The 21,784-nt window shown below is 57.6% G+C and carries 31 protein-coding genes and 1 tRNA gene; 11 read left to right on the forward strand and 21 right to left on the reverse strand.

The features are described 5' to 3' along the window. Positions 1-11 precede the first annotated feature (11 nt). Positions 12-1,733 (reverse strand): ShlB/FhaC/HecB family hemolysin secretion/activation protein, encoded by a 1,722-nt coding sequence (locus tag AACV02_RS15440; protein WP_119735463.1) that lies wholly within the window; start codon positions 1,731-1,733, stop codon positions 12-14. A gap of 224 nt (positions 1,734-1,957) precedes the next feature. On the opposite strand from AACV02_RS15440, the gene AACV02_RS15445 reads away from it, so the two are divergent. Genes AACV02_RS15445 through AACV02_RS15455 form a run of 3 tightly spaced genes read left to right on the forward strand, consistent with a single transcriptional unit; the run spans position 1,958 to position 4,686 of the window. Then, entirely contained in the window at positions 1,958-2,905 is a 948-nt protein-coding gene (locus tag AACV02_RS15445) for an ornithine cyclodeaminase family protein (RefSeq protein WP_119735464.1), read from the forward strand. Positions 2,906-2,926: 21 nt separating this feature from the next. Next, complete coding sequence (locus AACV02_RS15450) at positions 2,927-4,060, forward strand: NAD(P)/FAD-dependent oxidoreductase (protein WP_119735465.1); 1,134 nt, start codon at positions 2,927-2,929, stop codon at positions 4,058-4,060. Next, positions 4,060-4,686, forward strand: a complete 627-nt coding sequence (locus AACV02_RS15455; RefSeq protein ID WP_119735466.1) for a helix-turn-helix transcriptional regulator — start codon at positions 4,060-4,062, stop codon at positions 4,684-4,686. The genes AACV02_RS15450 and AACV02_RS15455 overlap by 1 nt, the downstream gene beginning before the upstream one ends. 59 nt (positions 4,687-4,745) lie before the next feature. Here AACV02_RS15455 and AACV02_RS15460 read toward each other — a convergent pair whose 3' ends face one another. The 5 genes from AACV02_RS15460 to AACV02_RS15480 all read right to left on the reverse strand — a co-directional run bounded on the left by AACV02_RS15460 (position 4,746) and on the right by AACV02_RS15480 (position 7,339). After that, a complete protein-coding gene (locus AACV02_RS15460; protein WP_119735467.1) occupies positions 4,746-5,522 on the reverse strand; it encodes an ABC transporter substrate-binding protein in 777 nt (258 codons plus the stop codon). 110 nt (positions 5,523-5,632) lie between these two features. After that, positions 5,633-5,902, reverse strand: coding sequence for a hypothetical protein (locus AACV02_RS15465; RefSeq protein ID WP_157986789.1), 270 nt, complete (start codon positions 5,900-5,902; stop codon positions 5,633-5,635). Positions 5,903-5,992: 90 nt separating this feature from the next. Further along, positions 5,993-6,226, reverse strand: coding sequence for a hypothetical protein (locus AACV02_RS15470; protein WP_119735468.1), 234 nt, complete (start codon positions 6,224-6,226; stop codon positions 5,993-5,995). 72 nt (positions 6,227-6,298) lie between these two features. After that, positions 6,299-6,448: a hypothetical protein gene (locus AACV02_RS15475; RefSeq protein ID WP_177410134.1), complete on the reverse strand. Its 150-nt coding sequence runs from the start codon at positions 6,446-6,448 to the stop codon at positions 6,299-6,301. 51 nt (positions 6,449-6,499) lie between these two features. After that, complete coding sequence (locus tag AACV02_RS15480; RefSeq protein ID WP_119735469.1) at positions 6,500-7,339, reverse strand: SDR family oxidoreductase; 840 nt, start codon at positions 7,337-7,339, stop codon at positions 6,500-6,502. Between the two features lie 213 nt (positions 7,340-7,552). On the opposite strand from AACV02_RS15480, the gene AACV02_RS15485 reads away from it, so the two are divergent. Next, positions 7,553-7,789 carry a hypothetical protein gene (locus tag AACV02_RS15485; RefSeq protein WP_106580003.1) on the forward strand — a complete coding sequence of 79 codons (237 nt, stop codon included), beginning with the start codon at positions 7,553-7,555 and terminating at the stop codon, positions 7,787-7,789. Positions 7,790-7,795: 6 nt separating this feature from the next. On the opposite strand, the gene AACV02_RS15490 is transcribed toward AACV02_RS15485, so the two are convergent. Further along, on the reverse strand, positions 7,796-8,011 hold the full coding sequence (locus tag AACV02_RS15490; RefSeq protein WP_106580020.1) for a hypothetical protein: 216 nt from the start codon (positions 8,009-8,011) through the stop codon (positions 7,796-7,798). A gap of 36 nt (positions 8,012-8,047) precedes the next feature. Beyond that, positions 8,048-8,758 carry a glycosyltransferase gene (locus AACV02_RS15495; RefSeq protein ID WP_119735470.1) on the reverse strand — a complete coding sequence of 237 codons (711 nt, stop codon included), beginning with the start codon at positions 8,756-8,758 and terminating at the stop codon, positions 8,048-8,050. A gap of 170 nt (positions 8,759-8,928) precedes the next feature. Between AACV02_RS15495 and AACV02_RS15500 the strand changes: the two genes are divergently transcribed. The 4 genes from AACV02_RS15500 (at position 8,929) to AACV02_RS15515 (ending at position 10,406) form a co-directional block, all read left to right on the forward strand. Continuing rightward, positions 8,929-9,471 (forward strand): cupin, encoded by a 543-nt coding sequence (locus tag AACV02_RS15500; protein WP_177413653.1) that lies wholly within the window; start codon positions 8,929-8,931, stop codon positions 9,469-9,471. 59 nt (positions 9,472-9,530) lie between these two features. Beyond that, positions 9,531-9,812 (forward strand): hypothetical protein, encoded by a 282-nt coding sequence (locus AACV02_RS15505; RefSeq protein WP_119735471.1) that lies wholly within the window; start codon positions 9,531-9,533, stop codon positions 9,810-9,812. 100 nt (positions 9,813-9,912) lie between these two features. Beyond that, entirely contained in the window at positions 9,913-10,170 is a 258-nt protein-coding gene (locus tag AACV02_RS15510; RefSeq protein ID WP_106580000.1) for a DUF6555 family protein, read from the forward strand. Then, the gene (locus tag AACV02_RS15515) at positions 10,167-10,406 is read left to right on the forward strand and encodes a hypothetical protein (RefSeq protein WP_119735472.1); all 240 of its coding nucleotides are present in this window, start codon (positions 10,167-10,169) and stop codon (positions 10,404-10,406) included. Before AACV02_RS15510 ends, AACV02_RS15515 begins: the two co-directional genes overlap by 4 nt. A gap of 230 nt (positions 10,407-10,636) precedes the next feature. Here AACV02_RS15515 and AACV02_RS15520 read toward each other — a convergent pair whose 3' ends face one another. The 4 genes from AACV02_RS15520 to AACV02_RS15535 form a co-directional block, all read right to left on the reverse strand. After that, complete coding sequence (locus AACV02_RS15520; protein ID WP_119735473.1) at positions 10,637-11,563, reverse strand: NADP-dependent oxidoreductase; 927 nt, start codon at positions 11,561-11,563, stop codon at positions 10,637-10,639. 156 nt (positions 11,564-11,719) lie between these two features. After that, positions 11,720-12,565, reverse strand: a complete 846-nt coding sequence (locus AACV02_RS15525; RefSeq protein ID WP_119735474.1) for a DNA/RNA non-specific endonuclease — start codon at positions 12,563-12,565, stop codon at positions 11,720-11,722. Positions 12,566-12,683: 118 nt separating this feature from the next. Beyond that, positions 12,684-12,869, reverse strand: coding sequence for a hypothetical protein (locus tag AACV02_RS15530; RefSeq protein ID WP_157986790.1), 186 nt, complete (start codon positions 12,867-12,869; stop codon positions 12,684-12,686). 187 nt (positions 12,870-13,056) lie between these two features. After that, complete coding sequence (locus AACV02_RS15535) at positions 13,057-13,338, reverse strand: hypothetical protein (RefSeq protein ID WP_164487977.1); 282 nt, start codon at positions 13,336-13,338, stop codon at positions 13,057-13,059. A gap of 391 nt (positions 13,339-13,729) precedes the next feature. On the opposite strand from AACV02_RS15535, the gene AACV02_RS15540 reads away from it, so the two are divergent. Together AACV02_RS15540 and AACV02_RS15545 are read left to right on the forward strand one after the other, a co-directional pair. Continuing rightward, positions 13,730-14,404, forward strand: coding sequence for an HAD family hydrolase (locus AACV02_RS15540; protein WP_106579996.1), 675 nt, complete (start codon positions 13,730-13,732; stop codon positions 14,402-14,404). A 231-nt stretch (positions 14,405-14,635) separates the two neighbouring features. After that, positions 14,636-15,400, forward strand: coding sequence for an OBAP family protein (locus tag AACV02_RS15545; RefSeq protein WP_119735475.1), 765 nt, complete (start codon positions 14,636-14,638; stop codon positions 15,398-15,400). A gap of 60 nt (positions 15,401-15,460) precedes the next feature. Here AACV02_RS15545 and AACV02_RS15550 read toward each other — a convergent pair whose 3' ends face one another. Beyond that, positions 15,461-15,919 (reverse strand): Hsp20 family protein, encoded by a 459-nt coding sequence (locus tag AACV02_RS15550; RefSeq protein WP_106579994.1) that lies wholly within the window; start codon positions 15,917-15,919, stop codon positions 15,461-15,463. A gap of 246 nt (positions 15,920-16,165) precedes the next feature. Next, positions 16,166-16,576 carry a phosphate-starvation-inducible PsiE family protein gene (locus AACV02_RS15555; protein WP_106580017.1) on the reverse strand — a complete coding sequence of 137 codons (411 nt, stop codon included), beginning with the start codon at positions 16,574-16,576 and terminating at the stop codon, positions 16,166-16,168. A 305-nt stretch (positions 16,577-16,881) separates the two neighbouring features. On the opposite strand from AACV02_RS15555, the gene AACV02_RS15560 reads away from it, so the two are divergent. Next, positions 16,882-17,025 carry a DUF2256 domain-containing protein gene (locus AACV02_RS15560; RefSeq protein WP_106579993.1) on the forward strand — a complete coding sequence of 48 codons (144 nt, stop codon included), beginning with the start codon at positions 16,882-16,884 and terminating at the stop codon, positions 17,023-17,025. Between the two features lie 40 nt (positions 17,026-17,065). Here the strand turns inward: AACV02_RS15560 and AACV02_RS15565 are convergent, their stop codons facing one another. From AACV02_RS15565 to pgsA, 7 genes are all read right to left on the reverse strand, one after another. Beyond that, positions 17,066-17,431 carry a histone-like nucleoid-structuring protein, MvaT/MvaU family gene (locus tag AACV02_RS15565; RefSeq protein WP_106579992.1) on the reverse strand — a complete coding sequence of 122 codons (366 nt, stop codon included), beginning with the start codon at positions 17,429-17,431 and terminating at the stop codon, positions 17,066-17,068. A gap of 156 nt (positions 17,432-17,587) precedes the next feature. Continuing rightward, positions 17,588-18,868, reverse strand: coding sequence for a translesion error-prone DNA polymerase V subunit UmuC (gene umuC, locus AACV02_RS15570; RefSeq protein WP_119735476.1), 1,281 nt, complete (start codon positions 18,866-18,868; stop codon positions 17,588-17,590). Beyond that, complete coding sequence (locus tag AACV02_RS15575; RefSeq protein ID WP_106579990.1) at positions 18,855-19,283, reverse strand: LexA family protein; 429 nt, start codon at positions 19,281-19,283, stop codon at positions 18,855-18,857. Before AACV02_RS15575 ends, umuC begins: the two co-directional genes overlap by 14 nt. Positions 19,284-19,407: 124 nt before the next feature. Continuing rightward, entirely contained in the window at positions 19,408-20,190 is a 783-nt protein-coding gene (locus AACV02_RS15580) for a DUF4253 domain-containing protein (protein WP_256680196.1), read from the reverse strand. Between the two features lie 386 nt (positions 20,191-20,576). Next, complete coding sequence (locus tag AACV02_RS15585) at positions 20,577-20,825, reverse strand: hypothetical protein (RefSeq protein ID WP_256680209.1); 249 nt, start codon at positions 20,823-20,825, stop codon at positions 20,577-20,579. A gap of 240 nt (positions 20,826-21,065) precedes the next feature. Further along, positions 21,066-21,141: transfer RNA gene (locus tag AACV02_RS15590), tRNA-Gly, on the reverse strand. A gap of 63 nt (positions 21,142-21,204) precedes the next feature. Continuing rightward, complete coding sequence (gene pgsA, locus AACV02_RS15595) at positions 21,205-21,765, reverse strand: CDP-diacylglycerol--glycerol-3-phosphate 3-phosphatidyltransferase (protein WP_003232771.1); 561 nt, start codon at positions 21,763-21,765, stop codon at positions 21,205-21,207. Positions 21,766-21,784 lie beyond the last annotated feature (19 nt).

A 21,784-nucleotide genomic window follows, 5' to 3' on the forward strand; every position in this document is an offset into this window, starting at 1 on the left:
CGGTAAAAAATTTAAAGGAAAAAATCCAGGCGGAAATAGATCGGCGCTTCACGTTCTGTGATCGCAGCCGGTCGTTCCAAAGAGTGGGCGAAGGTCACCGTCGCCGCGACGTTCTTGCCGCGGGCAAACAGCTCCAGCGAGTTGCTGCTCATGCGCCCATGCTGTTCGGCGTTGTAGCGGCCGTGGCTGATCACGCCCTGGTCATAACCAAGGCTGGTGCCGTATTCGTTGAGCACCGGCTGCAGCCAGGCCCAGGTCACCGGGCGGCTCCAGCGCAGGTCGTTGCGCCAGTAGCCGCCGCTGTCGCCAGCGAGCATCTGGTCTTTGTAGCCGCGAATCGACGATTGCCCGCCGAGGCTCATGCGTTGTGGGCTGAACAACACGTCTTCACTGTGCTGGCCGGTCATCAAGCTGCTGAAGCTCAGCGACTCGCCCCACAGCTGAAATGGGTACAAGTAGCTCACCGTGGCGGTGTATTTGCGGTAGCGCGCATCGGCCTGACCGGGCTTGGGGTGATGATTGGCTTGGGCATCGAAGGCGCCGATGCCGTCTTGCATGCCCAGGTCGATGTTCAGGAATGAGCCGCCGATGCGGCGGCCATGGTTGATACCGAACTGGGCTTCGCTGAGGCGATTGCTGCTCAGCGCCAGCTTGCTGTCTTCGATGAAGTTGTTAGTGCGCAGGTAGGCCACGCCAGTGCTCAGGGAGGTTTTGCTCAGCGCGTCACGATGAATCACACGCTCCAGGCGCAGTTGGTGGTTTTGGCTGTCGCCGGTTTGCTTGAACGTGAAGTTTTTCGCCTGGGCCTGGGAGCGGTACTCGCTTTCGGTGTAGCTGTAGGTGAGGTTCCACCAGCCAAACGGCAGGCTGTAATTGAGCATCGAATTGCGTGAAGTTTTCTGGTGGTCGCTCATCGCATCGTGGCCGCCGCGCAGCGAAAGTTGGTCGGCCAACCCCAGCGGGTTGTCCCAATCCAGGCTCGCACCCCACTGTTGCTCGCCGGTGCTGCGCTGGCCGCCGTTATGGCGCGACAAGCCGACACGCCACGGTTTCTGCGGAGTGTTCTTGACCAGAACGTCGCTACCACCCACGGCCTTTCCTGGCGCCAACTCCATCTGCGCCTGGTTCGACGGCAGGCGGTTGAGCTGGTCGACCATCTGCTCGATTTCGCGCAGGTTGAGTAACTCGCCGGACTTGCCTGGGAAGCTCATCGCCAACTGGCGGTCGGTGATGCCGCTGCCTTCGACGCCCTTCAAACTTTCGAGCTTGCCTTCGACTACCTGGATCCTGAGGTTGCCGCTGGAAAGGTCCTGCTGTGGCAGGTAGGCACGGCTGGTCACCAAGCCTCTGGCCAAGTAACGGTCGGTGATGACCTTGAGCACTTCATTAAGCTGCGGCACGCCCAGGCATTGGCCGATATAGGGCTTGATCAGCGCGTCACGCTCACCTTCGGACAGCGCATCGGCGCCGGCGAGTTCGATGATTTTGATCGGGAAGCAACGGGTATCCACAGGCGTGGTCGGCGTTGCAGGCGCGGCGGATTTGCCGGGCAGGTCTTTGAGTTCTTCGAGGCGCCGCTGCTGGTCTTCGAGCAGCCGGTCCTGGCGGTCGCGAATCAGGTCGGTGATGCCCGGGGTCGCCTGCGGGGGGGCAGCTTGTGCTAATCCGGCAACGCCCAGGCAAAAAAAAGCGGACAGCAGGCCAAGCCTTGTCCGACGTTCCAAACGCCACATGTCTAGATCCCTCTATATGGCACTGAGCCACTAATCGGCGGCGATAATAGGGTGGCGAAATGCTGGCGTCAATTAAATGTACCCATTTGTATCAGTCCTGATGCATTTATTCAGTGCGTATCACAACTTACCGGCAGGCAGCGCTGTAGCTTTTTTGACACGGATATTGCTCAACAGAATTATAAGTCCATAATGGACAAAACAGTTTATCCGCGGAGATAGCCATGCCCAGCACGCCTCACGTGATCAACCAGGCCCAGGCCCACGAATTACTTGCGCAAATCGATGTGCCTCACATCCTGCGCAAGTTGTTCCGCGACCTGGCCGCAGGGCTTGCGGTACAGCCGGCGCAACAGTGGGTGGAGTTCCCTCAGGGTGCCGGCGACTTTATCAACTACCTGGGCGTGCTGGCCGAAGACGGGGTGTACGGGGTCAAGACCTCGCCCTACATCGTGCGCGAGCAAGGGCCGCTGGTGAGCGCATGGACGCTGTTGATGTCGATGCGCACCGGCCAGCCTCTGTTGCTTTGCGATGCCGCCGAACTGACCACTGCGCGCACCGCGGCTACCACTGCGCTGGCGGTGGACGCGCTGGCACCGGCAACCGCGCGGCGCCTGGCAATTATCGGCAGCGGCAAGGTTGCGCAGGCGCACGTGCGCTATGTGCAGAACCTGCGCGACTGGCAGCACATCAGCCTGTATTCGCCGCGCCTTGGCCGCGCGAATGCCGAGACCCTCGCCCACCTCAAGGGCCTGGACCCGCGCCTGACCCTCGCCACGAGCTGTGACGCCGCCCTGGAAGACGCCGACGTCATCCTGCTCTGCACCTCCTCGGCAACACCTGTGATCGACCCGACACGCTTGCGCAAACCCGCGCTGATCACCTCCATCAGCACCAACGCGCCGCGCGCCCATGAAGTGCCGGCCGAATGCCTCGAGCACATGCACGTGTTCTGCGACTATCGCCAGACCACCCCAGGCGCGGCCGGCGAAATGCTGATCGCCGGCGAACGGCACGGTTGGGACAAGCGCACCATCGTCGGCGACTTGCCTGAGCTGCTCAGCGAAATGGCGCAGCGCCCGGACTACGACCGCCCTGTGTTTTTCCGCTCCATCGGCCTGGGCCTGGAAGACATTGCACTGGCCAATGCCCTGTATCAGATCCAGCGCTAACCGCCTTTTGAGGAGACGTTCATGAACTCTGCAGACTTCATCATTATCGGCGGCGGCATTGCTGGCGCCTCTACCGGTTTCTGGCTGTCGCAGCACAGCAAGGTGCTGGTACTGGAGCGCGAAAACCACCCGGCCTATCACTCCACCGGGCGCTCGGCAGCCCTCTACACCGCCGCCTATGGCACCCCGCAAGTGCGCGCGCTGACCCTGGCGAGCCGTGAATTTTTCGACAACCCGCCGCCTGGCTTTTGCGAACATCCTCTGCTGACGCCCCGCGGTGAAATGACCGTGGATTTCACTGGCGACCCGGTGGAACTCAACAGCCAATACCTGAGCGCCAAGGCCACCGTGCCGCAAGTCGAGCAGCTGAGTGCCGACGAGGCTTGCGCACGCTTGCCAATCCTGCGGCGGGAGAAAGTCCACGGCGCGATCTTTGACCCTACCGCCAGCGACATCGACACCGACGCCCTGCACCAAGGCTATTTGCGCGGCATCCGTCGCCACCACGGCGACGTGCGCACCGACAGCCACGTACTGGGCTTGAGCCGTGACGCCGACGGCCTGTGGCATGTGCGCACCCAGGACGCGACCTTCACCGCCCCAGTCATCATCAACGCCGCCGGCGCCTGGGCTGATCATATCGGCGGGCTGGCCGGCGCGGCGTCCATCGGCCTGCAACCCAAGCGCCGCTCAGCGTTTATCTTCGCTGGGCCCGAGGGTGTGGACACCCACCACTGGCCGATGCTGGTGGCGCTGGACGAGGCCTTCTACATGAAACCCGACGCCGGGATGTTCCTGGGTTCACCGGCCAACGCCGACCCGGTCGAGCCACAGGATGTGCAGCCTGAGGAGCTGGACATCGCCATGGGCATTTACCAGATCGAAGAAGCCACCACCCTGACCATCCGCCGCCCGACCCGCACCTGGGCCGGGCTGCGCAGCTTTGTCCACGACGGTGATTTGCTTTCGGGGTTCGATCCGCAGGTTCCGGGGTTGTTCTGGGTAGCGGCGCAAGGCGGCTATGGTATCCAGACGTCACCGGCCATGGGCCAGGCGAGCGCGGCCCTGGTGCGCGGCAACCCGTTGCCGGAGGCACTGACGCGGTTCGGCCTGGACGCTGGTATGCTCTCGCCCGTCCGCATGGAGCCGCATTGATGAACACCGCCGAGCAAGAAAAAGTCATGCAGAATTTTCGCGCGATCGCCGATGCGATCGCCACGCTGTTCTTCCCTCATGCCGAAGTGGTGCTGCATGACTTGCGCACGCAAAAGGTCGATTACATCGCCAACAACCTGTCCAAACGCGCTATCGGTGACGACTCGTCGCTGGAGGACATGCTCAGCGATGACGTCAGTGAAGTGAACATCGGTCCGTACGAAAAGCTCAACTGGGACGGTCAGAAAATCCGCAGCCTGAGCACCGTGCTGCACGACCACACCGGGCGCCGGCTTGCCGTGCTGTGCATCAACCTGAATATCTCGCTGTTCGAAAACGCGAAGGCGGCGCTGGACCTGTTTCTGTCGCCGAGCAAGCTGATCCCGCAGCCGGACTCGCTGTTTCGCGATGACTGGCAGGAACGGATCAACACCTTCCTGCATGCGTGGATGCGCGAACGCCAGTTGAGCCTGAATCTGCTGACACGCGACCACAAGCGCGAGCTGGTGTTGGCGCTGCATGCCGAAGGCGCGTTCAAGGGCAAGAGCGCGTCGAACTATGTCGCAAATGTGCTGGGCATGGGACGGGCGACGGTTTACAAACACCTCAAGGAATTGAAGGGCTGACCCGGCGCACGAGCCGGCGTGCCGGCCCCTGCGAGGAGTCGGCACGCCGGCTTGAGACGTCAGTCGCCGTAGATGTCGGACTTGAAATACTGCTGTGAGATCTTCTGGTACTCGCCATTGGCGCGGATACCGTCGATGGCCGCGTTCAACTCGCCGACCAGCTCGGTATTGCCTTTGCGTACCGCAATCCCGGCGCCCTCGCCCACGTATTTCGGGTCCTTGAGTTCAGGGCCGACAAAGGCATAGCCCTTGCCACGTGGCATCGACAGGAAGTCGCCCAGCGGGATGGTGTCGGCAAAGATCGCATCGAGGCGCCCCGACGCCAGGTCCATGTAGATTTCTTCGTTGTTGCTGTAACGCTTGACGTTGATGCCCTTGGGCTCGAAGACCTCGGTGGCATAACGGTCGGTGGTCGTGGCGCGCTGCACCCCGACGGTCTTGCCCTTGAGGCTGGCGTACTGGTCATCCACGGTTGCGCCGTCTTTCATCACCAGGCGTGAGGAGGTGAAATAGTACTTGTGGGTGAAGTCCACCGACTTTTTGCGGTCTTCATTGATGGTCATGGACGACAGGGCCATGTCGATTTTCTTCACTTTGAGGGAAGGAATCAGGCCGTCGAATTCACCCTCTACCCACACGCATTTGACGTTCATCTGCGCGCACAGGGCGTTGCCGATGTCATAGTCGAACCCGACGATCTTGCCATCCTGGGTCTTGGAAGCGAACGGTGGGTAGGCCGCCTCAATGCCGATGCGCAAGGTTTTTTCGGCCGCCAGCACATGGCTGGAAGCGAGCAGGCTGAAGGCCAGGGCGGTGATAAGCGTGTGTTTCTTCATGATTGGGTCTCGCAAGTTATTGTTGGTTTGGCAAGCGTGAAGAAATAAAGCCAGCGTTGACGCACGTTTTTGTACTTATAATTCCATACTGGACTTTTAAGTATGACTCGTCAATCCACCTTCCCTTCAGGCAATAAACCGCCCGCCTCCATCGTTCCTAAACAAAACCTCCCATGAAAAATGCACCTGGGTCGCGCACAATAACGCCGCTGCAACTGCATCTGGCCCTCAAGCCCGACCTGTTGCTGCTGGATGTGCTGATGCGGCACGTGGATGGCCGGCAGGTACTGGCTGGTGAACCCACCGCTGATCAGTGGCTGATCGTGGCGCAAATCATCATCGACCAGAGGCCTATGACCCTGCTGTTGCGTGTGGATCACACGCGCGAACTGCTCCGCGAGGCACGGCAAAGCTGTCTGCAACCAGACGGTGACACAGGGCAAGACCCCAGCGTCTCAGGCCCGTCACGCTCACACCACAAGCAGCGCCTCATGCAGTTGAATGCACGGTGTAGCGCCCTCGCAACGCCGGCTGTCCAACCAGCCGCGCGTTTTGGCGATATCGAAGATCTGGCCGTTGTCCATCAATGCCAGGATCAGTTCGTCTGCCACCCGGTAACGTCCGCAGTCCGGGCAGTCGCGTTCTTCCCAGGGGCCGTCGCAGGAAACCCGTTCGGCCGCCCCCACACAAATGAGGCAATTCATCGCGATCACCGTTTTTATCGTTGTAAGCGGTGCAGTCCAGGCTGCTCGCGACAGCCCGGACCCTCCCAGGAACTACTGGCTTTCCTGTGACTTGCCTTCCTGCATCTGCACCGAGGATTTGCTACCGCTGGTGTTGTCCTTGGTGGTGTTGTTGGCGCTGTCAAAACAGCCGTGAAGCATCAACACACTGCACAGCCCCAAGCATCTGTATAACGTCTTCATCATCGTCTACCTGTTAGTGAGGTGGGTGAAAGCGCAAGGCCTTGCCAGGCGTCAGACCGGCGTACCTGGCTTGATGTCATAGGCTTTCTGCACCAGCTGCGCGCGCTTGCCCAGGCCTTCGTTGCTCTTGCGCGTCCAGGCCGAGTCCATCTGCTTGCGCTGCTGGTCAATGATTGCCTTGGGCTCAACGTTTCGATAGGTATCGATAGCCCCGGTAATCACCCCGATAGTGGTCTCGAAGACCGGCTCCGGGTCGTATTGCTCGTGGGGAAAGGCCAGTTTGCTGTAGTCGAAAAGGCGCTCGGAAGGTTCGTCTTGCCAGGTCTTCCAGGTTTCGAACATGCGGTCATTGAAGCCTGTGAGAAACGGCCCCGGGTTGACGGTCGCCACCTCGATGCCAAACTCCTTGAGCTCAAGGCTCATCGACTCGGCGATGGCCTCCAAGGCGTGCTTGGACGACGCGTAGGCGCCGGCGAAAGGGTCGGCGGTCAGGCCGGCAACGGATGACATGAAGACGACCTTGCCCTTTTTCTTCAAGACCATTTTTTTCACAATCAGCTGAGTCAGCATCAATGGGCCAATCACGTTGACGTCATACTGACGGCGCAAATGCTCAGCAGGAATGTCCACGGTCGCGCCGCCTTCAGAAATACCGGCGTTGTTGAGCAGCACGTCGACGTCCCATTCAGCAGCCCTTAAACGGTCGCCCTCGTGCGTGACATCGAGCTTCTCGATACGCAGGTTGACACCCCGGCGGCGGGCTTCCTGTTCCAGCGCATGCACCTGGGCCACGATCTCGACGCCGGCAATCACGTCGAGGCCTCTTTTGGCCAGCCTGAGGGCCACCTCATAGCCGAAACCCGTACCTGCGCCGGTCACTAGAATTGTCATGATTTGCTCCTGGGAATGATGGGTAGCGGTGGCCGGACGAAGCCTGCTGTTCGTCCACACATGATTTATCTGGCCGGAGCGCAGCCGCGCTCGTTCAACTATTAGGCTCAATAGCTGACGAGTGGTTAGGACGTTACGCGAGTTAAAAAAACTGAATCATTCATCCCAACCGCCCTCTTCCTATTTAAAGGTCTGGCAATTAAGGAAGCGGGTTTGAGTGATCTGGATTGGGTGCAGTGGCCAGCAATGCTGGTCACGGTTCTGGCGGCGTGGCTGATCGGCTCTCAGCGCCCCTCGCGCAGAATGGCGGGGTTCGTGTGCTTTTGTTTGAGCAATGTTCTGTGGGTTGTCTGGGGCGCTTACGCTGACGCCTATGCGCTGATCGTGCTGCAGATCTGCCTGGGCTTGATGAACCTGCGCGGGTTTAAAAAGAACTTTCAGAATCAGTAAGGTGGGTCATTCAGAAGCCCGGTGGGTGCGAAGATTTTTCCGGAAGCCACGCGCGTTCATGCCCAACAGCGTGCATTCGAGCACGATCAGCGCGTAGGCATTCGCGTGCCATCCCCAGGCCACCCATAAGGCGTTGCTGAGGATGAAGCCCCAGAACGCGAACATGCGCCGGCGAGGCCGTTGAGACCCGATGAACCAGGCCGAGATCACCGTCACGACCATCGCGGGCCATTGCACCCAGTCGATAAACACCCGAGGTCACCCGGCCCCGAGCGTGACGTTTGCACTCGCACTGGGCTCGCTGACCACGTGGCCCGTGCCAGGCATGAGCGAAGCCAGGTATTCGCCGAACCCGCCCCGACATTTGTAATCACGGCGCGCACTGGTGATCACCGGGTTGGTGGCCGTCCACGCAATCCGCGCGCCGGTCCTTTCCAGGTCAGCCACCAGGCGCACGTCCTCGTGGGCAACCAAATGCTGAAACCCACCGGCGTTGCGATAGGCGTCTGCACTCAGGCCCAGGTTGGCGCCATGGATATGCCGATGGTTTTCGACAAACTGGTAGAGGGCGAGGTATCGAGAACGTGCGACTTCGTCGTACTCGCTCCAGCTGTCCACTTCGACCGTGCCACACACCGCGTCGGCGCCGAACGCGAGCTGACGCACCAGCCAATCCTGCGGCACGAGGGTATCGGCATCGGTGAAGGCCAGCCATTGGGCACCGGCCTCCAGTAGCTGCTCTGCGCCGACAGCCCTGGCCTGGCCGACGTTTCTAAAGCAGACATCAAGCGTTGCCACGCCCAGTGCGGTTGCCCGTTCACCCGTTTGGTCCGAGCAGTCGTCCAGCACTATGAGGACTTCGACGCGCTGGTTTTGCAACGCCGGGTGCGCAATGGCAAGCAGCACGGAAGCCAGGCAATCACTGATGTGCCTTTGCTCGTTATGGGCAGGTATCACAATCCCTATCATTGACGTTACCTCTACCTGGCGAAGTGTCTCCAGCTATCGACACCTCGCCTATCGCGAAGGTTTAAAGTTTCTGGAACGTCCCTTGGCCCTGGCCGCTCAGATTGTTTATCGGCGCGCCACACTGGCGCTCTGGGGGCTTTGCTTCGTTATTAAGCGCAGGAGAACACGGCATGAAGAACGCGCATCCATCGGCAGGTACGTTCAAGACCTTGCTGCTCGACCGCAACGGCTGGGTGCCGAACAACCCGCGCTTGCCGGTGATCATTTACCCGAACGCCATCCGCGTAACCGGAAGTGATCCGGCTGCGCTGTTTGAGCAGACGTTTTTGGCACACGGCTGGCCGCCCCAATGGCGGGACGGGGTCTACGATTACCACCACTACCATTGCGAAGGGCATGAGGTGTTGGGCATCGCCTGTGGTGATGCACGATTGATGCTCGGCGGGCCCAATGGTCACGTGGTGTCGGTGACGCAAGGCGACGTGCTGTTGCTTCCCGCCGGTACCGGTCACTGCAATCTCGGTTGCAGTGAAGACTTTCTGGTGGTTGGCGCCTACCCGCCCGGTCAGCACGCAGATATAGGCCGCGAGGCACCGAGCGACGCGCAACTGCAGCGCATTGCTGGCCTGGCGTTTCCACAGCAAGACCCGGTTCAGGGTGACGCAGGCGCGGTCTGCACACATTGGTCTGCCCAGCGCGCAACTATCGAATGAACAACAGGGTCGAAAATCGACACTGTTGAATTCGCAGTCACTACAGAAGGTAGCCCGTTATGTCTTACGATTATCAAGGTATTGCCAGCGTCATTACTGCATCACGTCACCTGGGCACCCGCTCAGACGAACACCTGAATGAGTCGGTGAACATCCAATTGACCAGCAGCGGCAAGCCGACGATTGCACGCCTGAGCTTTGACAAGCCCCTGCAATGGCCCGGTCACCCCAACTTTGTCGCGATCAACCTGCCGGACGGCGCCTCGATTGGCGGCGTCATTATGGAAATCGAAAGGGCGAATGACGGCCCAGGTTGGGTGACGTTTACCGTGGACGACTGACACGCGCGAGGGTCGCCGGCACGGTCATCGAATTGTCGGACAATTTTTTGAATCTTTTTTGACGCCAAATATCTGTACTTCATGAGCAACAGGAGGCCTCATGAAAGCGAGCGATCTATTTACCATCGAGTATCAGTTGCACGGCGTGCCGAAGTCTTTCATCGTTCGCGCGCCGCAGATGGACAACGCCCAGGCCTGGCACTGGGCCAGCTGCGACGCCGGCGTCGCAGTGATACCCAAATTTGGCCAGAACACGCTCAAGCGCGTTTCCAGGCCGATGGCCGAGCAATATGGAATTACTCACGTGCGCTGGAACAGCGCCGCAGAGATTCAATGGATGGAGGAACTTACGCAATGACTAGTCAAACCCTTCAATATTCCACGAGACAGGCGTGGGATGACCAAATCGCACACACCACCGAGATGTTTTTCGAGGCCGATCGACTCGAAGCGGCGGCCTACAACATCATCGAGTCCTACAGCGGTGACACGGCGACCTGGGCACGCTTCAGTCAGGCCAAGCAGACCGCCGACAGACAACGCGCCGCCGCGCATCAAGAATGGATGCGAATACAGCAGGCGATGCGCAACTAGTCAGCCGCCAGCCCTGTCACGGCAGGGCTGGCTTACTGGCCTCATGCACCCGACTCTGGATCCTTCGACGGTCCGCCGGGGGCAACCGCGCCCTGATTGACATCAGGCTTCCAGGGCCGGACGACATTCGGATCTTCTGACGTGTCACTTCGTTTCGCCGTCTCGGGGCGTACTTTCTGCCCGGCAGGTGCGCCTTCAGGTGGCTTCAAATGATCGCTCATGCAGCCGCCTCAATCGCTCACGTGCAGGACAACCTTGCCGTGCACATGCCCGTTGGCCAAAAAGTCCAATGCCTCTACTGCCGCCGCCAGCTCGAACTGCCTGGCGATATAGACCTGCACATTGCCGGCCTCGATCAACCCGGCAATCTCGGTCAACTCTTCGCCACGTGGCGCAGCCGTAAACCGCGTACCGGTCTTGCCCGTGGCCTGAGGATGATGGGCATCGGGCTGGGTCAGGGTCGACACCAGCCGCCCGCCCTCGCCCAGCACCTGCCATGAGCGCGCTTGCGTATCGCCGCCAATCAAGTCGATGACCAGGTCAAAGTCCTTGCAGATGTCTTCGAAACGCTCGGTCTTGTAGTCAATCGCACGGTCCACGCCCAGCTCACGCAAAAACGCCAGGCTGTCGGTGGAGGCCGTGGCGTAGACCTGGGCGCCCTTGACCTTGGCAAATTGAACGGCGAAGTGCCCCACACCGCCGGTGCCACCGTGGATCAAGACCTTTTGCCCCTGCTCGATGTGACCATGCTCCACCAACGCCTGCCAGGCGGTATGGCCTGCCAGCGGCACACCGGCGGCGACCGGACAATCGAGCGCGGCCGGAATGCGCGCCAGATGCGCGGCAGGCACGCGGGCGTATTCGGCGTAGCCGCCATCGGCGCCAATCATTGCAAAGACCCGGTCGCCCGGTTTGAAATCACTGACACCGTGCCCGACCTTCTCGACCACACCGGCCACTTCACGGCCCAGGGTCAACGGCAGTTTGTCCTGCTTGACCTCGGGGTATTGACCCTGGCGAATCTTGTAGTCCACCGGGTTGATACCCACAAAAAAATTCTTTACGAGCACTTCGCCCGTTTTCGGTTCCGGCACGTCGACATCGCGTAGCTGCATGACCTCGGGGCCGCCGAACTGCTCAATCCTGATTGCTTTCATGCCAAACACCTCATTGTCTTTTCAGAACATACAGGGGTGTGGAGGACTGTCGGCAACCTGGGGTTCAGTGGGTGTTGGGTTATGCAGACCAACGGTTCGGTCTGCCCTGCGAAAGCGCCTACGCGTTTTGCTCCGCATAGGCGCTTCGTGTGGGGGTTATTTGCAGCCGATACGGCCCGGCAACTGGCCTTGCTTCGCCTTCAGCGCAGCCTGCACCGACTGCGGCAAATTGCTCCAGAAGGTCAGCCCTGAACGCTCTTCGATTTGGTTTACGGTCACCTGGTAGTCACAGAAGTTGGCGCCTTTGGGCGTCTCCTGGTTCATCACAAACGATGCGTACACTCCGTTTTCGGGCGAGCTGCCGACAAAGATGATTTTCCAGTAGCCACTGGGAATGGTGTGCACCTTGTTTGTGCCCGGCAGCGTGCCGACAAAATGCTCATACAGCGGCCCGGTGCTGACATACACCTGGTCGACGCCCGCCTGTTTGCTGAGGTTGCGCTCCTGATCTTCAAGATGCGCCCAGGGCCCCTGGTTAAGGTCGGACTTCTGCGGGGTGATGTTGGACAAATAATTGAGCGTCTGCCAGTCAGGCACGCCCGCCATGGAGGCGAGGTTGGCCTGATGGCCACGGTCGACTTTGAGCGCGACGTTCGCGCCGTTGTAATCCACCGGGTCGAGCGTTTCCCCGGCCGGAATGTCCGGATCCGTCTTCCAGTCGCGCGGGCGTCCGCTCGCCGGGGTGTCCTTGGTGATTTTGTACGACACCCAGTTGGCAAACTTGGTCGAGCCGTTGTTGTTGAGCGTGTAGGCCTGACGGTTCAACGTCAGAGGGCTTCCGCCGGCCGGACAGCCCACCGCGCAATTGTCGAACTGCAATGCCGGCTGTGGTTGCGGCTGGGCAATGGCTGCCGATTCGCGGTTTCTATCCGGTGTGGTACAGGCGGCAACGAGCGGGATCAACAGAAACGCGAGGTGCTTGAACTTCATACTTCCTTGCATGGTGTAGCTCCTTGGGTGAATCAATAACAGAGGTCAATGGAAAGCCGACCATTGCGATTCCATCGCGGGTCGACATAAACATTAAACCACTTTAAACATTTCAATATGAGGAAGGCTTTCAGATTTCCAGCAAAAACGGATTCGACATTGCGCCGTACCAGGCGTTGACGTCATTCAACGCTGCCAAGCAAAAAAAACAGGTGGTCATCGAGGCAACAGGCTCAGCGGTGAATAGCGCTGCAGGCGGGAATTGTCGGCTCGTCATCACGTTACCGACTGCCGTGGATAGGTTGATGGCGTTCATGGAAACCGACGCTGCAACCGCAGGCCGTTTTTTGCAGGGAGCCCTGCGTGACGGGATGGCAACCCGGATTGGCGAGCGGCTTTTTGAGCCGCTGCCGTGCAGCCTCGCGGCCCAAAGCGCTAGCGCCCAAGCCTTTATCGAAGACAAACCCGCGTGAAGAAGCTAGGGCATAAAGCCCTAGCAGGTCTCACTTCTTCTTTTTCGACGACTTCTCTGACTTCTCAGATTTTTCTGACGTCTTCGCCTTTTCTGGCTTGCTGTCCGCTTTTTTTACAGATTTCTTTGGTTCGGCTTTTACAGACTTCTTTGGTTCGGCCTCTTTTTTCTTGTCTTTCTTATCGGAAGACTTTGAAAGAGCCGATGCTGCTGCGGATTTTTTTGCGGGTGAGGACTTTTTGTCTTTCAATTCCTTGCTGGCTTTCGAAGCGTCACCTTTGCTTTTCTTCTCGTCTTTAGCCACGTTGCCCACCTCTCGGAGTATGCCGATATTGGCAAATCGCCTGTGCAATTCGTCACAAGCTAATCGTTAGGTAAGCGTGTTCAGCGACGGTTCAAATTTTTGCTGCGTCGAAATCGACTGACCGATTTTGGTTTCGTCTTTCTCATCCAGGTTTTCTGCAGCCTCGTATCGGGACCGCACAGTACAACGGCGAGCAATCCCTGCTGGTTGGCAGCAGGTGTGGTGTGAACACACCCCGCTGTGGACGAAATAATGAACGCGTGGCCGCCTCACGTTTCAGAACGGTATGCGCCAAGATTTGACTGAAGGGAGACAGCCAATGGGCACCGCGTTACACCGGGCCCGGCTGATAATGAAATACCCGTCACGAACATTACAGTTATCAACCTGGAGACTCTCCATGCGACCTCAAACATCATTTATATTCGACCTCGACGGCACGCTCACCGACAGCGTTTACCAAAACGTAGCGGCGTGGAAAGAGGCACTTGATTCAGAGGGCATCCCGCTGGCTATGTGGCGCATTCACCGCAAGATCGGTATGAGCGGAGGGCTGATGTTAAAGACCTTGTCGCGTGAAACCGGTGTAACCATTACTGAAGCGCAAGGCGCGGCATTAAGTAAGAAACATGCTGCTGCGTATGAGGCGCTCAAAGGCCAGATAACGGCACTTCCAGGGTCAGTCGAGTTATTAAAAACCCTGACTGAAGACAATATAAAGTGGTGTATCGCTACCAGCGGCGGTTTGTCTACTGCCAGGATCAATTTAGAAGCGCTTGGCTTGGATATTAACGCGATCAATATAATCACCCGCGACGATGTTAAATACGGCAAGCCGGATCCAGATCTTTTCCTTGCCGCGGCGCGCAAGCTCGATGTACCGATTGAGGATTGTGTCGTAGTGGGCGATGCCATATGGGACATGCTTGCGGCAAGGCGTTGCAAAGCGACAGGCGTCGGCTTGCTTTCAGGCGGCTACGACATCAGCGAGCTTGAAAGAGCGGGAGCGCTGAGGGTGTACGAGGACCCGCAAGATCTTTTGCAGCATTTAGAGGAAGTCGCATCCAGGCCTTGATTTCCCACATTCCATCCAGGTTTTTAACAGCGGTCTGACGCTCTTTCGCCCTTGAGCGCTCATGCTTCGCTGATGCGCCGTCACCGGCCACCGCCTACGTCGGTATCGGCTGCGCAAATAGAATTTTCGCTGCTCGGTGGATATCCAAATCGCTGTAATCGAATGGTGTGCCGAACAGCTGTTCAAGCCGCACGGCAGGCACTTAATCAAATCGACTGAAGGGACTCTCCAATGAGCGCAATCTGCAAACCCTATAGGATCAACACGCTGTGCGCGGCGGTGTTGGCGCCATTGCTCGCCGCCTGTGCGGGCAATAACTCACCCTCTAACGTCGTCGCGCCGGGGGATACCCAATCGCCCACTACCCAGTCCCTGGACGCCGGCGCGGCACTGCTTCAATCACGCCCGCCGATAGACGCATTGAACGCGTACCTGGATGGCTTTCATTTTTATAACGGCCACATGAATGCACAGATGGAGGCCCACCATTACTGCGCCATCCTCAACGAGGAAGTCATCCAGTGTGTGATCTACGATGGCAATCGCAAGGACGCCAAGTTGATGGGTGTCGAGTACATCATCAGCGAACACTTATTTGCCGGTCTGCCCAAAGCCGAGCAAGCGCTTTGGCACAGTCATGTTCACGAAGTGAAATCAGGTCAGCTGATAGCGCCCGGGATTCCTGAAGTAGCTGAGCACGCATTGATGGAAAAACTCGTCCACACCTACGGCAAGACGTGGCATACCTGGCATACCGACCTCAATAAAGACCTGCCTCTGGGCGTGCCTCAGCTCATGATGGGTTTCACCGCAGATGGGCAGGCAGATCCTCAGATGGTTGCAGATCGGGATCGTCGATTCGGCGTCGATAGCGCGCAAAAGCACAAAGCGCGAGTGGACATACCGGCCCCCGCCGTTGCGCCAGGCGCGGATGCGTGGCGTCAGGGCAAGGTGTTCCAGATAGCGGATCCGACAAACACGCCGCATCAGCACTGACGTCATCGCCCATTAAATGCTGATAAGAAAAAGGCGCTCCGAAGAGCGCCTCAAATGGAATTATTGCAGGCTTACTTGACGCTGTTCTGGCTTGCTGGCCGTACCGATCTGGATGCGTTTTGGCTTGGCTTCTTCGGGAATCACTCGAAGCAGCTCGATTGCCAGCAGACCATGGGTGAGCGATGCACCTTGCACTTCGATATGGTCAGCCAGCCGGAAGGACAAGCGGAAGGCCCGTTGCGCGATGCCCTGGTGAAGGTAAGTCACCTTCTCGTCGCTTTCACGTTTTCCACCGGAAACGTTCAGTACGCCGTTTTCAACCTGAATGTCTATGTCCTCCTCAGTAAGACCCGCCACTGCAATCACGATGCGGTATTGATCATCACCGTGTTTCTCGACGTTATGAGGTGGATAGGTATTACCAGCCTCGCTACGCAGCGCCGATTCAAACAGGTCGTTGAAGCGATCAAAACCCACAGACTGACGAAACAGAGGGGCCAAAGAAAGAGTAGTAGCCATAGTAAAATCTCCTGAGTTTTCTCCAAGTGATTTAAGACGCGACCCGTTTGCGGCATCGCGTAAAACCGAAAATAGGTACGCCCAAAACATTTTCAAGGGCATCCCGAAAAAAATTTTTCCAACTCAAATTCTCGGGTTAAGCCCTGTGCACACCGCCCCAGGCAGGCGCAGGTCTGAACCGATTTTCTCTCGGCAGAACGCGCCTGCAGCGAGCGAATTCGTCAGCGGCTCAGGGACAGTAGCTTGCTACTCAGACAGGTCGCGGTGCCGCAAAAGCCAGCAAAGCAGGCCCAGTACCAACGTCGCGAAACCTAGCGCCGCGATGGTCGAAGCCGGAGTGACGGCCGAATCCAGGATGACAAATTTTCGGCTCAGGGCCAGCAATGCAATCATCAGTACCGTTCTCACCTGCACGACGCTGTTTCGCCTGAGGGCGGGCCGTACTATCGAATGCTTGAACTCCAAGGCAATCAGTACCGTGAAAATGGAGCCGAATAGTGCTTGAAATGCGTTGTGATCCAGCGGATCAATGGCTCCCCCTATCAGAAGGGGTACTACATTCCTGCAAAGCTGCAACACGGCGATAACGATCACCAGCGCTATGATCAGGCTCAGCGCCAGCACCACCAGTTGCTCGAAGCGTTCATAGGCGCTCATCAAAGCCCACTGGATTTTAAAGTTTTTGAATGTCGAATTATTCTCACGATTTTCTGGATGAAGCTTAGACACGACCTCTCTCCTCTTGTCTTGGAGGACTTATGCAAGACGCTCGAAGTCAGTTTATGAAAAGATAGCGATTGCCTTGAGTTTCAAGCCTGTTGATCTGCACTTGATATGCCTCTTGGCGCAATCAGCCGAATCCAATTTACCTGCTGGGTAGACAAACACCGGCGGGTTAAGATGCCCACCGTTGCACGGTTTGACCAAGTAGGGGCATACACACTTAATATCAAGGACGCCTGTTGAAAAAGTCAGAGCTTCCCGTCAAAACCTGCGCTACCTGTGGGCTTCCTTTCACATGGCGAAAGAAATGGGCCCGTTGCTGGGACGAAGTTCGCTATTGCTCGGAGCGCTGCAGACGCAGCAAATCACCAAAAACTGAATAAAAAAAGGGCTCTTTAAGCCCTTTTTGTGTTCACGCGGGGTTTACTTGGTCAGCCAAGACTCAACTGTGTCAGCGCCGTGCTTGCTCTTCCACTCTTTCAAGCCTTTGTGATTACCACCTTTGGTTTCAATGGTTTCTCCAGTGTGCGGGTTTTTATAAACCTTCACCTGGCGAGCTTTGCGAGTGCCCGTTTTTGGCGCCGGTGCAGTAGCGCGGCCCTTGGATTGTGGATCAAGCAGGTTGATCACGTCTTTGAGGCTATAGCCATACTTTGCGAGCAAATCGCGAAGTTTGGTTTCGAATTCAATTTCTTTCTTGAGGCCGGCGTCGCCTTTCAGCGCTTCGAGCGCCTGGAGTTGCTCAGCAAGGTGTTTTTCGAGTTGACGAAATTCTGCGAGTTTAGACATTGGAAACCTCTTCTAGATGTGTTGTTACGTTACACCAAAAAAGACACCTGCATGAACGGGTAAACCTGTCGACACACGTCCGGGGTCATGAACTCAACCCTATAGAAAGAGTGAGTTCAGCTACTGAGAGAATAGACTCCCGTGCCTAAACCGTACTTACCGACAGTAAACAGTCCACAGCTGATCGACACGGGTCGTGAAGCTTTGGCTCATCATCTCTCTTCGCATGCCCCAATCTGGGTCGATAGGCACGCCGGCCAAGCGCATCGTCCCCCTGCCCCACCGGCCGTTGATCGCATCCAGAACGCCCATGACCTTCTGCGTAGCCTCAGGTTGGGAGATGGAAAAAAGATCGTCGGTGTATTCGCCTTTCTGGCAGAGGTTAACCAGAAGCACCTCGGCTTTGCTGTACTTGAAGCCCGGTCGGAAAACTTGCTCCACGGCGTCAACTGCAGTCTTGGTCATCAGGCGAACATCGTCGGTAGGGTATGGGAGCTCGACCAGCACCCCGTTGGCATACTTCGCTTCCTCAGGGTTGAACATGCCCGTGCGAATGCTCACTCGAATGCGTTTGCAGAGTGATTTCTGAGCGCGAAGCTTCTCAGTGGCCCTCATCATGTAGGTAGCAATGGCCTCCTTTATCGGCGCGATCTCAGTCAGCCGGTTGCCAAACATTCTTGAGCAACAAATTTCCTGCTTGGGCGGATCAGGCTCATCAAGCGTCAGGCATGAGGTGCCAGCAAGCTCGCGAGCTGTCTTTTCGACGACGATACTGAACCTGTTACGCAGTGCAGTGGGGTCAGCTCGCGAAAGATCCCACGCCGTATTGATACCCATGGCTTGAAGGTGCGGAGTCATCCTGCGGCCTACCCCCCAAACGTCAGACACGGGGCACTTCTTCAACACCCATTCACGCTTGGTCTGATCGCGAAGATCGACCACCCCACCACTCTGCGCTTGCCATTTTTTGGCCGCATGATTGGCCAGTTTGCTCAGGGTTTTTGTACCTGCGATACCCACCCCGACCGGAATACCGGTGCTGCGGTAAACCTGGGTGCGTATGCGACGCCCAAGGCCTTCCAGATCACCTTGCACGCCAGTCAGTTCAGCGAAGGCCTCATCGATGCTGTAGACCTCCACCGCCGGTACCAGCGACTCGATGACGGTCATTACGCGCTGGCTCATGTCGCCGTAGAGGGCATAATTCGACGAAAACGCGACGATGCCGTGCTGCTTCAGTTTTTGCTTAATCTGGAAATACGGCTCACCCATTCTTACGAAGGGTTTGGCACAGGCACTTCTCGCGATTACGCATCCGTCGTTATTGCTAAGCACCACGATAGGCGTATTTCGAAGGTCAGGCCTGAATACACGCTCGCAGCTGGCGTAAAAGGAATTGCAGTCGATCAGGGCAAAGACCGGCTCAGGCTTTTTCATGGCTGCGTACGCTGTACAAGACAACGCCCCACACCAATAGCTCTTCACCTTCCATCATGTACCGCGAAGGATATTTGGGGTTCTCTGACTTAAGAACGATCTGGCCACTCTCCTTGATGAGGCGCTTGCACACGGGCTCGCAATCGACCGCTGCAATCACGATGTGGCCCGACTCAACCTCCAGAGATCTGTCGACGATTGCCAGGTCCCCGGGGAAAATACCGGCGCCAACCATGCTGTCCCCTTCGATCCGTACCAGGTACATGTGCGGCGCACGCAGGTCCAGAAGCTCATCGAGCGAGACGTTTTGTTCAAGATGATCTGCGGCCGGCGAAGGAAAACCTGCCGGCACCCGGTACGAGTAGAAAGGAAGCTGAACGCCGTTACTGGAAAGTGGCCCAAAAAGGGTGACCATGATGCAAACGCCAAGTACTGTATGTGCGTACAGTTAACCGTTGAGTCGGGTTGGCGGTCAAATAGTGCGTGGCCCCAGCCGACAGGAGGTCTTTAATCGGCCGGGATTTAGCTGTGCACCACGCTCATTCCACGTAACGCAACCAAAGATGCGTCCGACCGCAAACCGACTGTGCGACTGCGCTTACGCGTGCAGGCAGGTCTTCAATGCCCGTGTTGTAGAGCGCACAGAAGTCTTTGGCAACGGCGTCAGCGCGCGACATATCAAGCGGCGCCGCACGAATGAAGCCCAGATAGGAGGCCCCCACGCCCATCAACTCATAGCCATGCGCTTCAGAGAAATGGCGCGCAACTGCACAGTTTTTCGCAGGGTCCAGATCGCAAGTGAAATAGCCATTCGGAAAAGCCGCGAGTGCCTGGCAAGACTGCTCAACGGGTACCAGCAGCGCTGATAGGGGTTGCTCTAGAAGAGCAACCGGGTTGTTCTGGTAACCGATCCAAGCCTGCAGGGCCTGCTCATCCAGCGTCAAACCATGAGCGCACGCATCTTCGAAAGACGTGCCCGCAACCAGGCGTGTGAAATTGCGCAGGCAGATTGCGAACTCCGCTTTCGTCGTCGGATAGCCTATGTATAGACCCTGCTCGAAGCACTCAGGAGGCAGGCCAGCGATGTCATGCTCCGTTGCATCGTCCATCCCCAGGTTATTGCGCACATGGCCCGAGGTGTAGCGGGCTTGGTGCAGATCATCGAGCGAGAACAGAGGTTTAAAGCCTGGGTGTAGCTCAGCAATCCTGCGACGCGCTTCGGTCAGGTCCTCAACGCTGGTCAGCCCACTCACACCGTACTCATCGCACGTACCTACAGACGGATTCTCACGCATGCCATTACCGCGAAATTCGATATCCATAGTCCTTGGCCAGCTCCAGGGTGTTACGCGATTGAGTGAGCAACCCTAGACTTTCAGGATTGTCAGAGGAAGATCCATTTCCACGCCACGACAGGATCTGGTTTGACTCACGATTAATCGTTATCGATGCGAAGTTAGCGTTCGCAGATGCATGATTTCGGCGTAAGGGTTAATTACCCTAATACTGCGCCGTGGCGCTCGTGTACTGCTCGTGCCACCGGATGACAAGTTCAGCATGTTGCTCGTGGGTGAAGTGACTGCTTTCGCAATGTTCGCAGCCGTCAGCGGCCAATTAACGGACATCGCCAAGCCTATCCAGCCATGGGTGCTCAACTAACGTACTGAGGCCCATCATGACGGGCCGACACTTCTGGGCTTCAAACTGACTACTGGTGAGTGTCCGCCTCTTCAGCCGGATAAAACTCGCCCTCCTTCCCCATCTTTTTCAGCCGTTCGCGCACAATTGATTCAACGCTGGCCACTGCAGCCTGATCGTCAGGATTGACCAACTGCACGCACAGGCGTCGGACATTCTGGTCGTGCGTGCCCTCGCTCATCATTTCGTGAGAGAAGACTCGTTCGCCGCGCCATAGGCACAGCTGGGTATGCGTCTCGCCCAGCCATATCTCGTTGATTTATCCAAGATCGGCGGTCGCCAGTTGATCCACGGTGATTGTGTTGTCCATTGCGCTGTACCTTACCGATGAGTAGATACAGATAGACTTGCAGGCGCAGTGGGTCGTTCCCGGCGTCAGCAGTTCAACCGCACCCAGGGTGGCAGACCACGCGCCAAACGAAAAAAGACGCCGAAGCGTCTATTGCGTAAATCCCAGGCAAAAAAAAGCCACTCTATTGAGTGGCTTTTTCTTTGTGTTTGGAGCGGGAAACGAGACTCGAACTCGCGACCCCGACCTTGGCAAGGTCGTGCTCTACCAACTGAGCTATTCCCGCGTCTTGGTGGTGTGCATTCTATAGAATCCAGAACCCCCGTCAACCCCTTGATTCAAAAAAGTTTTATTTCTTTTCAACGGTGGTGCGCAGATGTGGCCAGGCGGCACGCAAATACTGAAGCATGGACCACAACGTCAGGCCCGCGGCGATCAGCAGCAAGGCGTAGCCCGTGAGCACCCAGAAGGAGAAGTCCGATGGATTGGCCAGCAGGATCACCAATGCGAGCATTTGCGCAGCGGTTTTCCATTTGCCCATGTTGGAGACCGCCACGTGGGCGCGCGCGCCGATTTCGGCCATCCATTCGCGCAGGGCCGAGACGACGATCTCGCGGCCGATGATCACCGCGGCCGGCAGCGTCAGCCACAGGTTGCCGTGCTCCTGCACCAACAGGACCAGGGCGACAGCCACCATCAGCTTGTCGGCCACCGGATCAAGGAACGCGCCAAAGGGCGTGCTCTGTTCCAAGCGACGTGCCAGGTAGCCGTCAAGCCAGTCGGTTGCGGCTGCAAAGGCAAACACTGAACTGGAGGCGGCATAGCTCCATTCGTACGGCAAATAGAACAACAAAATGAAAATCGGAATGAGCAGGACGCGTAGAACGGTAATCAGATTAGGGATATTCATCGGCACAACTGGCTACGAG

Origin of the sequence: Pseudomonas sp. Larv2_ips (genome assembly GCF_963879675.1) — a bacterium.
Classification (GTDB): domain Bacteria; phylum Pseudomonadota; class Gammaproteobacteria; order Pseudomonadales; family Pseudomonadaceae; genus Aquipseudomonas.

Bases quoted from the DNA above. Each gene is read 5' to 3' on its own strand.
- umuC (WP_119735476.1), bottom strand. From the start codon at position 18,868: ATGAAAAAGCCTGAGCCGGTCTTTGCCCTGATCGACTGCAATTCCTTT.
- AACV02_RS15500 (WP_177413653.1), top strand. From the start codon at position 8,929: ATGAAGAACGCGCATCCATCGGCAGGTACGTTCAAGACCTTGCTGCTC.
- AACV02_RS15565 (WP_106579992.1), bottom strand. From the start codon at position 17,431: ATGTCTAAACTCGCAGAATTTCGTCAACTCGAAAAACACCTTGCTGAG.
- AACV02_RS15545 (WP_119735475.1), top strand. From the start codon at position 14,636: ATGAGCGCAATCTGCAAACCCTATAGGATCAACACGCTGTGCGCGGCG.
- AACV02_RS15475 (WP_177410134.1), bottom strand. From the start codon at position 6,448: ATGAAGACGTTATACAGATGCTTGGGGCTGTGCAGTGTGTTGATGCTT.
- AACV02_RS15530 (WP_157986790.1), bottom strand. From the start codon at position 12,869: ATGAACGCCATCAACCTATCCACGGCAGTCGGTAACGTGATGACGAGC.
- AACV02_RS15470 (WP_119735468.1), bottom strand. From the start codon at position 6,226: ATGAATTGCCTCATTTGTGTGGGGGCGGCCGAACGGGTTTCCTGCGAC.
- AACV02_RS15580 (WP_256680196.1), bottom strand. From the start codon at position 20,190: ATGGATATCGAATTTCGCGGTAATGGCATGCGTGAGAATCCGTCTGTA.
- AACV02_RS15455 (WP_119735466.1), top strand. From the start codon at position 4,060: ATGAACACCGCCGAGCAAGAAAAAGTCATGCAGAATTTTCGCGCGATC.
- AACV02_RS15450 (WP_119735465.1), top strand. From the start codon at position 2,927: ATGAACTCTGCAGACTTCATCATTATCGGCGGCGGCATTGCTGGCGCC.
- AACV02_RS15515 (WP_119735472.1), top strand. From the start codon at position 10,167: ATGACTAGTCAAACCCTTCAATATTCCACGAGACAGGCGTGGGATGAC.
- AACV02_RS15490 (WP_106580020.1), bottom strand. From the start codon at position 8,011: ATGGTCGTGACGGTGATCTCGGCCTGGTTCATCGGGTCTCAACGGCCT.
- AACV02_RS15440 (WP_119735463.1), bottom strand. From the start codon at position 1,733: ATGTGGCGTTTGGAACGTCGGACAAGGCTTGGCCTGCTGTCCGCTTTT.
- AACV02_RS15510 (WP_106580000.1), top strand. From the start codon at position 9,913: ATGAAAGCGAGCGATCTATTTACCATCGAGTATCAGTTGCACGGCGTG.
- AACV02_RS15525 (WP_119735474.1), bottom strand. From the start codon at position 12,565: ATGCAAGGAAGTATGAAGTTCAAGCACCTCGCGTTTCTGTTGATCCCG.
- pgsA (WP_003232771.1), bottom strand. From the start codon at position 21,765: ATGAATATCCCTAATCTGATTACCGTTCTACGCGTCCTGCTCATTCCG.
- AACV02_RS15505 (WP_119735471.1), top strand. From the start codon at position 9,531: ATGTCTTACGATTATCAAGGTATTGCCAGCGTCATTACTGCATCACGT.
- AACV02_RS15540 (WP_106579996.1), top strand. From the start codon at position 13,730: ATGCGACCTCAAACATCATTTATATTCGACCTCGACGGCACGCTCACC.
- AACV02_RS15495 (WP_119735470.1), bottom strand. From the start codon at position 8,758: ATGATAGGGATTGTGATACCTGCCCATAACGAGCAAAGGCACATCAGT.
- AACV02_RS15550 (WP_106579994.1), bottom strand. From the start codon at position 15,919: ATGGCTACTACTCTTTCTTTGGCCCCTCTGTTTCGTCAGTCTGTGGGT.
- AACV02_RS15445 (WP_119735464.1), top strand. From the start codon at position 1,958: ATGCCCAGCACGCCTCACGTGATCAACCAGGCCCAGGCCCACGAATTA.
- AACV02_RS15555 (WP_106580017.1), bottom strand. From the start codon at position 16,576: ATGAGCGCCTATGAACGCTTCGAGCAACTGGTGGTGCTGGCGCTGAGC.
- AACV02_RS15575 (WP_106579990.1), bottom strand. From the start codon at position 19,283: ATGGTCACCCTTTTTGGGCCACTTTCCAGTAACGGCGTTCAGCTTCCT.
- AACV02_RS15480 (WP_119735469.1), bottom strand. From the start codon at position 7,339: ATGACAATTCTAGTGACCGGCGCAGGTACGGGTTTCGGCTATGAGGTG.
- AACV02_RS15520 (WP_119735473.1), bottom strand. From the start codon at position 11,563: ATGAAAGCAATCAGGATTGAGCAGTTCGGCGGCCCCGAGGTCATGCAG.
- AACV02_RS15460 (WP_119735467.1), bottom strand. From the start codon at position 5,522: ATGAAGAAACACACGCTTATCACCGCCCTGGCCTTCAGCCTGCTCGCT.